The sequence below is a fragment of the Actinomadura sp. WAC 06369 genome (assembly GCF_003947565.1).
GTDB lineage: Bacteria > Actinomycetota > Actinomycetes > Streptosporangiales > Streptosporangiaceae > Spirillospora > Spirillospora rifamycini.
In genome coordinates, this window is record NZ_QHJN01000047.1 from 38,453 (window position 1) to 49,767 (window position 11,315).

Below are 11,315 nucleotides of genomic sequence, written 5' to 3' on the forward strand. Positions count from 1 at the left end.
GGAGTAATCGATTGCAGCGGGTGACGATCGCACAGGTCGCCGAGCGGGCGGGGGTCTCCACCGCGACGGTCTCGCGCGTCCTGTCGGGCCGCGGGCCGGTCTCCGCGGCGGTGCAGCGCAAGGTCAGGGCGGCCGCCGACGAGCTCGGCTACCAGGTCAACTCGATCGCGCGGGCCCTGCGCAACAGCCGCACCGACACCGTCGGCATGGTCGTGCCGAGCATCTCCAACCCGTTCTTCACCTCGCTGGTGGAAAGCGTCGAGCACGCCCTCGGCCGCGAGGGCAAGGAGCTGCTGCTGTGCGACGCCCGCTCCGACCCCGAGGTCGAGGCGCGGCGGCTCGCGACGCTCGTCGCCCGCAACGTCGACGGCATCATCGTCAGCCCGAGCCACGGCACGCTGAGCGGCGCCGCCGTGCAGGAGACGGCCGACCGGCTGCCGCTCGTCCAGCTCGACCGGTTCGTCGGCGGCACCAGCACCGACTGGGTCGGCGTGGACGACGTCGCCGCGATGCGCCAGGTCATGGACCATCTGCACGCGGGCGGGGCGCGCTCGGCCGCGTTCGTCGGCTCGCTGCTGACCAACTCCTCGACCGAGCAGCGCTTCGCCGGGTTCCGCCGCCGCGCCGACGACCTCGGCATCGCGGTGGCGCCCGAGCAGGTCCTCCTCGGCGACTACAGCGTGGAGTGGGGCGAGACGGCCGCCGCGCGGCTGATCGCCGAGGGCGGCCCGCCGGACGCGATCGTGTGCGCCGACGACCTGATCGCCCTCGGCGTCACCCGCGCCTGCCGCGCGCACGGCGTGGACGTCCCGGGACGCGTGCAGGTGACCGGCTACGACAACATCGAGTTCGCGCGGCTGAGCGAGCCGGCGCTGACGACCGTGGACCAGCCCCGCGAGCGGATCGCGGCCGAGGCCGTCCGGCTGCTGGCCGCGGCCGCCGGGGCCGCGCGGGAGGAGCGCGGGCCGTCCGCGCACATCTCGCTGGTGCCGAGCCTGGTCGTGCGCGACAGCACCCGCGCGGACGCCTGAGCTGCAGGGGGACGGAATGGACACGGCTGGCCCGACGATCGACGCGCTGGACCTGGCGCGGCGGCTGGTGCGGACCGACACCCGGGCCGGCGGGGAGCGCGCCGCCGCCGACCTGGTCGCCGGAGTGCTCGACGGCGCGGGCTTCGACGTCCGCGTGGACGAGCCGGAGGCGGGGCGCGCGAACGTCGTCGCCCGCCGCGGACCGGCCGCGCCCCGCGTGCCGGTCACCCTCACCGGGCACCTGGACACCGTGCCCGCCGACCCGTCCGGCTGGTCGTTCGACCCGCTCTGCGGCGAGGTGCGGGACGGGCGGCTGCTCGGGCGCGGCAGCAGCGACATGAAGGCGGGCGTCGCGTGCCAGATCGCCGCGGCGGCGGACGCCGGGCGCGACCGTCCGCTGCAGCTGGTGTTCACGTTCGGTGAGGAGACCGGATGCGACGGCGCCGCGCGGCTCGACCCGGCGTCGCTCGTCCCGACGGACCTGCTGGTGGTGGCCGAGCCGACCGCGAACCGGACGGTGCTGGGCCACAAGGGCACGCTGTGGCTGCGGGCGACCGCGCACGGGGTGTCGGCGCACGGCTCGCGTCCCGAGCTGGGCCGCAACGCCCTCGCCGCGCTGGCCGCCGCCGCGACGCGGGTCCACGGGCACCGGGGATGGCCGGTGAGCCCGACGCACGGGCCGGTGACGGTGAACGTCGGCACCTTCCACGCGGGCGTGCAGCCGAACCTGGTGCCCGACCGCGCCGAGATGCGGCTGGACGTCCGCACCGTCCCGGGCTTCGGGTCGGACGCGGCCGTCGCGGCGATCGCGGAGCTGTGCGGGCCGGAGGTCGGGCTCGAGCGGCTCGTCGACCTGCCCGGCGTCGCCACGGACCCCGCTTCCCCGGACGTCGCGCGCGTGCTGGAGCTGCTCGCGCCCGGCGCGTCCGCGCGCGAGCCCGAGTACGCGACGTACTTCACGGACGCCTCGGTGCTGACGGGCATGCTCGGCGGACCGGACGTCGTGGTCTACGGCCCCGGCGATCCCGAGCAGGCGCACGTCACGGACGAGTCGTGCTCGGTGCACCGGATCGGCGAGGCCGCCGCGGCGTTCCGGCGGCTGCTCGACGCTTCCCCGCCGGTGACGGCGTAACGCGTTCCGCGTCCCCTCCTTGAACGGGCGACGCCCCGGCGATCCGAAGATCGCCGGGGCATCGCCCGTCCGCGCGGAGGCCGGGGGTCAGGACCCGAAGGGCTGGGGCTCGCCGCGCTCGCCGGCGCCGTCGCCCCACTCCAGGACCTCCCACTTGAGGCCCTCGATGTGGCCCTGGCCGGTGCCCGCGTCGTAGTTGCTCTCGGGCTCCCCGCCGTCCAGCAGGTACCGGAAGGTGTGGGTGTCGAGGTCGAGCATGATGCCGCGGTGCGAGGGCTCGCCCGGGCCGCGGTCGCCGACGAAGCCGGTGACGGTGCGCCCGTCGTAGCTGACCCGGACCTTCGTCATCATCGGCCAGCTCGGGCTGGCGAACATGCCCTTCTGCATGGGCTCCCCGCTCGCGGGGGCGCCGGTGTCGCCGCGGATGCCGGAGCCGTCGTCCCAGAAGTAGGACGCCTTCGTGGTGCCGCTGAGCAGCACGTCCTCGTCCTTCTTGTCCTTGGCGGCGTCGGGCTTCGCGGGCTGCTTCGCCTCGGCGCCGCCGGCCTTCCCCGGCTCGGGCTTCGCGGGCTCGGGCCGGGCCTTCCCCTCGCCCGGCAGGGAGGGGCTGTGCTCCTGCGCGGTGATCTTCTCGGACAGGAGCCGCTGCTGGTCGGGAGCGCCGTCGTCGCTGGCGGCCGCCACACCGGCCACGAGCATGCCGGCAAGTGCGGTGCCGGTGATACTGGTCAGGACGACGTTGATCGCTCGCTTCTGCATGTGATTCCTTCGTTCGGTCAACAGGACCGCCGTTCCGCGCCGGAGCACAGGGGTCGTCCGGGCAGGAGGGAACGGCTTTCGAGACTCGGGACTCGAGATGCACCGCCGCTGAGCGGACCCGCATGCCGCACCCCGCGGGCATGGCGGGGCCGCGCCCGCGCCGTTCGCCGGACGCCCGTGCTCGGGCGCGCGTCGACGCGGGTGGAATGAAGCGGGAGAATTGCCGACCGGGGGCGCTCAGGCCCGCCCGGCCGCGGCCGGCTGCATGGATGCGGCCGCGATTCGGCAGAGTGGTCCCCGCCTGGCGGGCGGGAGCGACGGCTCTGTGACGGCCCAGGTCAAGGGTTCTTTGACCGGGACCTGACGACGAGCATATACGCCATTACCTGCATTTCGCCAAATCCAGGGATATTTTACCTTTGAGAAGGTAGATCGTTTTATCGAGAACTGCGCCGGATCGCCTTTCTCATCGGCGTTTCCGGCCGGTCGCCCCGTCCCCGCAACGATCTTCGGCGGACGGTGCCCGAGCTGGGCCTGGGACGATATCGATCTACCTTCACGGCGTACGGGCGGGTCACCGCCCCACTCGTCGTGTCCGGGGAGTAACGCCGCACGGGCGGCCCGCATTCCACGCACCTCCGTGAGGCGGCGGTCACACGGGAAACGAGTCGGCCCCGGCCGCCCAAGGGCGGCCGGGGCCGATCAGTGAAAGCGTGGACGCCGTCCGAGGGAGCTCGGACGGGCGCGCGAGCCGGCGCTCGGCGGGACTCCCTACGCCCGGGAACGCACGGGCCGGGGGTCAGTGCGTCGGGTAGGCCGACGGCACGAGCGGCGTCGGGCCGGTCCCGCCGACAGCCATGTGCCCGCCCGTGTCCTGCCCCGCCATGGGGGCCTGCGCGTAGGGGGCCTGCGCGTAAGGAGCCTCGGCGTAGGGGGCCTCACCGTAAGGGGCTTCGCCGTACGGAGCCTCCCCGTACGGCGCCTGCGCGTAGGGCGCCTCGGCGAACGCGGGCTGCCCGTAGGGCGCGGCGCTCATCCCGAAGGCCGGGTCGCCGAACGGCACGCCGGCGGCGGCCGCGGGCGCCTGCGCGGGGGCCGCGGGCTGCGCGCTCTGCGGGGGCACGGGCGGCGGCACGTGCGAGCCGTCGGCCCGGCGCGGTTCCGCCGGCTGCTCCCCCGCGGGCGCCGCACGGCGCTCGGCCAGCACGGCCATCAGCGCGCGCGCCGTGTCCGCGTCCATCCGCAGGAGGACGCTGGGCGTCCCGCCCGGGTCGACGAAGGGGGAAACCGACGGGTCGGCCGGCAGCTGCGGGAGCGCGGCCCGCATCTCCTCGCGGAGATCCTGGGCCAGCCGCAGCGCCTGTCGGTCACTGTCGCTCAAGTGTGCGGTCATCGCGATCTCCGGCGAGTTCACGTGCGGGGGGTCCGGGGCAATCCTGCTAGTAATGGCGTGCATGTGCAAGAGCCGATGCACGTGCATTTTACGGTATATCAGCCCGTAACCTTCCCGCCCACCGCTCGTTCCCGATCACCCGACCTCCCGTTTCCCGACCTCCCGCAACGCCCTGACCAGCACCGATGCGGAGGACGCCGCCCGGTCCGAGACCGAACCGGCCCGGACACGACCAGACGGCCCGCCCCCGGCGACGCACCGCCTGACGTTGCACTTCCCTGCCCAACCGGGCCGCCGGACCCACCACGCGCTGCCGCCGCCGAGCACCCTGAGACTTATCTCACTCGTGTCTCACCCGCCCCGAACGCCCTCCGCACCCCCTCGACGGCCCCAGGCCCGGGCCGTCTTGCGGCCGCGAGGACCGCGAAAACGCCCACCACGATGGCGACGACCCCGATACCCGGCGGAGACCCCGTCCGTGAACGCCTCGATCTCCCCCGCGTGCACCGCCGCGTCGACCGCGCTCAACGCCCCGCCCCGAACCGCAGCAGACCGTCCACACACCAGCCGGTCAGGACGGTGCCAGCGCGGCACCGTTCACTCCAGACCCCAGACCGGCGCGGGCGGGCAGCAGCGACCGAAATCGACACCGACGCGAGCTTGGGGCCCGCCGCGAGAGGCCGGGGGCCTCGACCTGAACAACCCGCAGGCGATCTGCCGCGGCAACTCCTTCAACTGCAGCCTGGCGCTGCGCGAGGCGGCCCACCAGCGTCGAGGGGTTCGAGTCGGCCCTGGAGGTGTCCGACGACGAGGGGCGGCAGGACTCGCGGCGTTCGCCGGGACGGTCGCCGCCAGCGCTGGAGAACCGGTCACATCGGTCGTTCGGCCGGGCCGCCCACGTTGTCCATACACGGCGCGGACGGCTGACCGGCCCCTGAACGAGCGCCTCTCGGGCGTCGGAATCAAGGCGGGCCGCAGCGACCGTCCCGACGATCGCCGCGGCGCTGCTCGTCCGTCCGGGAGAGCAACCTCGTGGGCTTCGCCAGCGAACGGCCGCACCGGCTCTTTACGGCGGGCCTCGGGCTCGCGTGGGTGCCGAGCCCGCTGGAACTGCCGCCGCTCGTCCTGCCCCTCGCGCGGCACGCCCGCTGCGATGCCGGGCCCGTTCACGCGTCATTGCGGGAGCACGCCCAGACGGCGCTGCGCGGTCGCCTCCAGGCCCGGAAGCGGCCGAGAGTAGGCTCGGCGCGGTGACGGAAACACTCGGCATCCGCGACCTCAACCGGGCGACCCTGGCCCGGCAGATGCTCCTGGCGCGCGAACGGACGACCGTCGCCGAGGCCGTCGGCAGGCTGCTCGGCATGCAGGCGCAGGAGCCCAAACCGCCCTACTTCGGCCTCTGGTCACGCCTCGACGGCTTTGAGGCGTCCGAACTCCACGCGGCCCTGCACGACCGCTCGGTCGTCCGGGCGACCGCGATGCGCGCGACGCTGCACCTGATGACGGGCCCGGACTACAGCGCCTTCCGCACAACGCTCCAGCCGATGCTGGACGGCGGCCTGCGCGTCCTCGGAAGCCGCGCCGAGGGCCTCGACGTCGCCGCGACGGCCGACGCCGCGCGCACGCTGCTCCGGGACCGGCCGAGGACGTTCAACGAGATCCGCGCGCTGCTGCAGGACGAGTTCCCGGACGTCAACGAACGGGCGCTCGGCTACGCCGTCCGGATGTGCGTCCCGCTGGTCATGGTGCCGACGGACGACCGGTGGGGCTTCCCGCGCGCGTCCGAGTTCGCGCTCGCCGACTCCTGGCTCGGCTCGCCGCTCGCCGCCCAACCGGCGGTGGACGCGCTGATGCTGCGCTACCTGGCGGCCTTCGGTCCCGCCTCGGCCGCCGACGCGCAGACCTGGTCGGGGTTGGCCGGGCTCGGGGAGGTGTTCGACCGGCGGCGGCCGCGGCTGCGCGTCTTCACCGACGACACGGGCCGCGAACTGTTCGACCTTCCCGACGCCCCGCGGCCGGACCCGGACGTCCCGGCGCCCGCGCGTTTCCTGCCCGAGTTCGACTCGCTCGTCCTGGCGCACGCGGACCGCCGAAGGGTCATCGCCGACGCGCACCGCCCGAACCTCACCACCAAGAACCTCCGCGTGCGGGCCGTGTTCCTGTGGGACGGGTTCGCGCGCGGCGTCTGGGAGACCGAGTACAAGCGCCGGGTCGCCACCCTGCGGCTCCGCCCGTTCGAGCCGCTGCCGCCGGAGGCCGTCGACGCGCTGACGGCGGAGGGCGAGGCGCTGCTGCGCTTCGTCGAACCGGCGGCGCGGGAGACCTCCGTCACCGTCGGCGCGCATGACGCTACGGGGGCGAACGACTCCGAATAGTGATCGATCTGAGATCTGTACTGATTGAAAGATCCACCATTTCAGCGCAAGCTGTCTCCCGACGTCTGGAATGTCCCGCCCGTTCCTTCCGACACACCGCCGACAGGACGCGACCATGTTCGAGATCTGGGAGACGAGCGAGCCGGCCCGGCTCATCAGCGACGCGGGGACCCTGGAGGTGGCGCTGGAGAAGGTCGACACCATGTGCCGGCTCCGGCATGACCAAGCCGTCGCGCACGTCGGCGACACCCCGGAGCACTACCACTTCGAGATCCGCGACGACGCGGGCCGGGCTCTCGCCCGCCTGAGCTACGTCCCCGACACCTCCCGCGCCTACCAGAGCGTCGTCGTCGACGAGATGCGAGACCCCCACCCCGCCGCCGACGGCGGCTGACATCCGCTACCGGCGGCCGCCCCGCGAACGACCGCCGAAGCACCTACGAGCGACCGACCGACGGCTGCCACTGACGGACGGCGGACGGCGCCCTTCGGGACGGGCACGGCAGAACGCCCGGACAACCCCGGGGGCAATCTCGGCGAACCCGCGCCCCGTTATCTAATCCGTCGGCGCCCCTTTCGTCCCCCGGCTCCCGGTTCCCGGCTCGGCAACGGCATTGGCGACGGCGAGCGGGCGTGCGAACAGCGGCGACGATCCGCGCGCACTCGGCGCGGCCCGCCGCGCTATCCCCCGAACGCATTCCCACTGGCGGCGCGCGACGAGCGGCTCGACCTCGGCGGCCGGGTCGCCGACGCGAGGGGACGCGACCATGTCCGCGAGGGCGTCGACGTGCTCGACGTACCGGCCCCAGGGGACGAGCTCGGGGGTCTGCGCATGACAGGCCGACGACAGCCGCTGACCGCCGCTGAAGGCTGCTGACGACGGCATGGGGCATTCACCTTGGATTGTCACCGACAGGCGAGGCGCGGACGGTACGGGTGTCGCCGCGATGCGGACGCCGCTTTTCCCGGCGTCGTCCAGCCCGTCCAGCAGCACCACGGTTCCGTCCAGCACCGCAGTCTCGTCCACCCCCAGCGGTCGCGCCCGGCCCCCGCAGTCGCGGCCCGGCCCGCCCGGCCAGGCCGCGGTGCGTACGGCGACGCGTCCGCGCACGGGTCGGTGCGGGGACGTGGCAGTATGCCTCCTGTCCTCGACGGAACGGCCTCACGAGACGGGAGCGGCAGGTGCGCGATACGTGGCGACCGCCACGGGAGGGCGACTCCGCGGAGCTGGTCGACGCCGCCCTGGCCGCACTGTCGCACGGCGACACGGGCGTGTTCCGGGAGCGGGCGTCCGCGCTCGCCGCGCACCCGGACGCCCGCGCCGCCGACCGCCGCCTCGCCGGACGGCTGCACCGGGCCGTCACCACCGCATGGGAACGCGGCTGGCAGCCCGCCGACGTCGTCCGCTACACGGCGCGCCGCCGCTCCGCCCGGCACGCGCGGCTGGCGACCGACGCGATCGCCGCCGAGATGCGCGCCTACTCCGCCGCGACCGTCGACGAGCGCTGGCGGCAGCAGCTCGCCGACCTCGACGCGCGGGTCTGGTGGGGCGACGACGCGGATCACCCGGGCGGCTGGTGCGCGCGTGAGGACGCCGACCGCGCGACCTTCGTGACCTGTGCCGCCGAGCTCATCCATCTCCTGGAGGGTCTGCCCCGGCTCGCGCGGATCGGGCCGCCGCCGGGGTCCGCGCCCAGGGACGTCCCCCGGCACCGTGCGAGCGACGTCGACCAGCGGATGCTCGGGCGCGTCCGGGCGCTGCTCGCGAAAGCCGAGTCGACGGAGTTCCCCGAAGAGGCCGAGGCGCTGAGCGCGCGCGCCCAGGAGCTCATCGCCCGGCACAGCATCGACCACGCGCTTCTGGACGCCGAGTCGGACGACGTGGCCGCGCCGGCCGGATGCCGTGTGCCCGTCGACAATCCGTACGACGCGCCCAAGGCCGTCTTGCTCACGGTGGTGGCGGACGCGAACCACTGCCGGGCCGTGTGGCACCGCGAACTGGGGTTCTCCACTGTGCTGGGCTATCCCGCCGACCTGGCGGCGGTGGAGATGCTGTTCACGTCCCTGCTCGTGCAGGCGACGTCGGCGATGGTCCAGGCGGGCCCGCGGCGGGACGCGCGAGGCCGTTCAAGGACGCGATCGTTCAGGCACGCGTTCCTCAACGCCTACGCGGCGCGGATCGGGGAACGGCTGCGGGGCGCGGCCGACGGCGCGGCGGAACGGGTCGCGGCCGAGCGGGTCGCCGGCGAACGGGATCCGCTTCCCGTGCTGGCGGCGCGCGGCGCGGCCGTCGACCGGGCGGTCGAGTCGCTGTTTCCGAACCTGGCCATGGGACGGGCGGGTTCGGTGTCCAACCTCGAGGGCTGGGCGGCCGGACGGGCGGCCGCGGACCTCGCGAGCCTCAACGGCCGCTCGGAGGTCACCGGGGCGCGTCGCCTCATGTAGGGCGCGGCCCCGCTGCGTACGGGGTCCCCCCGGGGGGCGAGGGGGACGTCCGTTCATTTGCTCGCCTCTGTGTGCGTCGGTTCGTGCTCGTCGGATTGGGTCACGGGCAGGGAGCGGTTCAGCCCTTCTTGCGCCGGGTGTTGCCGCCGCGGCCGCGCAGCGGGACCCCCGCCTCCTTCAGGACGTTGTAGATGAACCCGTACGACCGGCCCGTCTCGGCCGCCAGGTCCCGGATGCTCTCGCCGGCCGCGTACCGCGGAGCGAGCTCCTTGGCCAGCTGCGTGCGTTCGGCACCGGTGACTCGGGTGCCCCTCGACAGCGTTCGGGTCACGGGGACCTCCTGTTCGACGGCTGGGCGGCGGGTCCGTCCCCGCAGCTCACAGCAGTGTTGATCTACACAACGTACACATTCCCCCCAATTACGCCCGCGATGCCGCGCGAATCGCCGCGAATTCGGCCGAAGCTGGTCTTTTCCATGGTGAACGGCGTGTCGTGACCGGATCCCGACCCCCGGTTATCCACAGCCCGCGCTTCCGCCGCGCCGGACGGTCACGGCGGCCCATGCTGGCCCCGTCACCACGGAAGGAGACCCGCATGATCACGATCCAGGTACCCGCGACCACCGTGTCCCGGTTCGCCGTCGCCGCCGAGCACGTCCCGCACGACCTCGCGAACCTTCTGCTGCGCACGTCCGCCGGTCCCTACGACGCGCACATCGCCGGACGCGTCGGCTCCCCCTCCCTCGACCTCGCCCGCGACCACGTGACCGCCATGCGCTGGAACCCGCTGGGCGTCACGTCCGTCCGCCCGGAGGACCGGCGGGCCGCGTGGGCCTTCCACGACGCCGAGGAGTTCGTGCTCGTCACCGCCGCCGCGCCGATCACCGACCAGCCGCGCGCGTCCCAGGTCGCGCGGGCCGCCGCCCGCGCCCTCGCCGAGGCCGTCGGCGGAGTCGCGGCCGACCTGGTCACCGGCCACGTCCTCGCACCCGGCGCCGAACGGTCCCGCTTCGTCCTCGCCGACCAGTGGCTCGGCGACGTCCTGCCGCCGTTCCGGGCGAACGGCCGCTGCACCGCCCCCGAACCCGAGCGAGACCCCGAGGGCGTCAACGGCTGCTCGTGCGTCCGCCTCCGGACCCGCGGCCTCCGCCGGTTCGGGCTGCCCGAACTCCAGATCGCCGGCGTGGCCTGCCCGCACGACCTCGCGGCGCTGAACGTGCTGCGCTCCACGGCCCGCCGGCTCCTGACCGACCACTGGTCCTGGCTCGCCACCGGCCCGGCCCACCGCTCCCGCACGATCGACCGCGACGTCCACCTCACCGAAGCGGACTTCGGCGACTTCTGGGGCTCCAGCCGCCGGGTCCGCCTGACGTCCCCGACCCCGTTCCAGGTGGTCCTCACACCGCTCACCCCCCGTCTGCTGACCGTCGGCCCGCCCGAGGACCACGAGGGCACCGTCAACGACTGGCTCTGGGGCGACCAGATCCCGCTCGGCCTCTACGACGTGATCAGCTCGCCCGCCGACCCGTCGCTGCCCGCGGCCGCCTGACCCCACGGTTCGAGATGTGTGGCTCCCACTGCACCGTGGGAGCACCGCACGGTCACGTGTTCCGGGCCCGCATTTCACGCGAAATCACCAGGCAGCACACCGGGGCGCACAAAAAAAGATCTTCACCCCCACAGCCTCAATGTGACCAAAAGTCAACGCTCTGTAGTCACCCTGGCTACGATCGGGTCCCGACGACGACCAAGGCGATCCCCCGGGGCGAACATGAACCGTTTCGTGGCAGACCTCAGACTCGCCGCCGTGGTCGGCGGCCTCTGCCGCTCCGCATGCGGAGCGCTGGGCTGCACGGCGGCGGCCGGTGTCCTCTCCATCGGCGCCCCGGCGACCGCGGAGGCGACGTCCCCCGACATTCCACGCCCCCGCCGGCAGGTCCCCGCCGTCGACCGCGCAGCGTTCACCGCCGTCCACAGGGAAGACCGCCAAGGCGAACACCTCTTCCTGTTCTCCCAACTCCCCGCCAGGGCGAAGCACCCCAAGCGCAAGAGCCGGGAGCCCGACCGCTACTCCCCCACCCCGGCCCAAGCCAGAACCGAACGTCAAGACCAACTACATCCCCCAACCGACCACGCCAAGTCGCTAGGCACCCCCCAGATCAATCTCCCGCACCCACCACC

General features: G+C 73.8%; 10 protein-coding genes. 6 read left to right on the plus strand and 4 right to left on the minus strand.

The window, feature by feature from the left end:
- Nucleotides 1-20: 20 nt before the first annotated feature.
- Together DMH08_RS15280 and DMH08_RS15285 are read left to right on the plus strand one after the other, a co-directional pair.
- Nucleotides 21-1,031 carry a LacI family DNA-binding transcriptional regulator gene (locus DMH08_RS15280; RefSeq protein ID WP_199747805.1) on the plus strand — a complete coding sequence of 337 codons (1,011 nt, stop codon included), beginning with the start codon at nt 21-23 and terminating at the stop codon, nt 1,029-1,031.
- A 16-nt stretch (nt 1,032-1,047) separates the two neighbouring features.
- A complete protein-coding gene (locus tag DMH08_RS15285; RefSeq protein ID WP_125614931.1) occupies nt 1,048-2,163 on the plus strand; it encodes a M20 family metallopeptidase in 1,116 nt (371 codons plus the stop codon).
- An 87-nt stretch (nt 2,164-2,250) separates the two neighbouring features.
- Here DMH08_RS15285 and DMH08_RS15290 read toward each other — a convergent pair whose 3' ends face one another.
- Nucleotides 2,251-2,922 carry a hypothetical protein gene (locus DMH08_RS15290; protein ID WP_026402106.1) on the minus strand — a complete coding sequence of 224 codons (672 nt, stop codon included), beginning with the start codon at nt 2,920-2,922 and terminating at the stop codon, nt 2,251-2,253.
- 799 nt (nt 2,923-3,721) lie between these two features.
- Entirely contained in the window at nt 3,722-4,303 is a 582-nt protein-coding gene (locus tag DMH08_RS15295; RefSeq protein ID WP_125614934.1) for a hypothetical protein, read from the minus strand.
- Between the two features lie 1,262 nt (nt 4,304-5,565).
- Between DMH08_RS15295 and DMH08_RS15300 the strand changes: the two genes are divergently transcribed.
- Together DMH08_RS15300 and DMH08_RS15305 are read left to right on the plus strand one after the other, a co-directional pair.
- Nucleotides 5,566-6,690, plus strand: coding sequence for a winged helix DNA-binding domain-containing protein (locus tag DMH08_RS15300; protein WP_233617608.1), 1,125 nt, complete (start codon nt 5,566-5,568; stop codon nt 6,688-6,690).
- A gap of 115 nt (nt 6,691-6,805) precedes the next feature.
- Nucleotides 6,806-7,084, plus strand: coding sequence for a hypothetical protein (locus DMH08_RS15305; RefSeq protein ID WP_026402103.1), 279 nt, complete (start codon nt 6,806-6,808; stop codon nt 7,082-7,084).
- A gap of 162 nt (nt 7,085-7,246) precedes the next feature.
- On the opposite strand, the gene DMH08_RS15310 is transcribed toward DMH08_RS15305, so the two are convergent.
- The gene (locus DMH08_RS15310) at nt 7,247-7,687 is read right to left on the minus strand and encodes a hypothetical protein (RefSeq protein WP_125614937.1); all 441 of its coding nucleotides are present in this window, start codon (nt 7,685-7,687) and stop codon (nt 7,247-7,249) included.
- Between the two features lie 185 nt (nt 7,688-7,872).
- Between DMH08_RS15310 and DMH08_RS15315 the strand changes: the two genes are divergently transcribed.
- Nucleotides 7,873-9,135: a DUF2786 domain-containing protein gene (locus DMH08_RS15315; protein ID WP_125614939.1), complete on the plus strand. Its 1,263-nt coding sequence runs from the start codon at nt 7,873-7,875 to the stop codon at nt 9,133-9,135.
- A 118-nt stretch (nt 9,136-9,253) separates the two neighbouring features.
- Here DMH08_RS15315 and DMH08_RS15320 read toward each other — a convergent pair whose 3' ends face one another.
- Entirely contained in the window at nt 9,254-9,466 is a 213-nt protein-coding gene (locus tag DMH08_RS15320) for a helix-turn-helix domain-containing protein (protein ID WP_026402102.1), read from the minus strand.
- A gap of 263 nt (nt 9,467-9,729) precedes the next feature.
- Here DMH08_RS15320 and DMH08_RS15325 point away from each other — a divergent pair, with 263 nt between their 5' ends.
- Complete coding sequence (locus DMH08_RS15325) at nt 9,730-10,683, plus strand: hypothetical protein (protein ID WP_125614942.1); 954 nt, start codon at nt 9,730-9,732, stop codon at nt 10,681-10,683.
- Nucleotides 10,684-11,315: the final 632 nt, after the last annotated feature.

What these genes read in the sequence shown, in the direction of transcription:
- DMH08_RS15325 (WP_125614942.1), top strand. Translation starts at nt 9,730, where the DNA reads ATGATCACGATCCAGGTACCCGCGACCACCGTGTCCCGGTTCGCCGTC.
- DMH08_RS15290 (WP_026402106.1), bottom strand. Translation starts at nt 2,922, where the DNA reads ATGCAGAAGCGAGCGATCAACGTCGTCCTGACCAGTATCACCGGCACC.
- DMH08_RS15305 (WP_026402103.1), top strand. Translation starts at nt 6,806, where the DNA reads ATGTTCGAGATCTGGGAGACGAGCGAGCCGGCCCGGCTCATCAGCGAC.
- DMH08_RS15285 (WP_125614931.1), top strand. Translation starts at nt 1,048, where the DNA reads ATGGACACGGCTGGCCCGACGATCGACGCGCTGGACCTGGCGCGGCGG.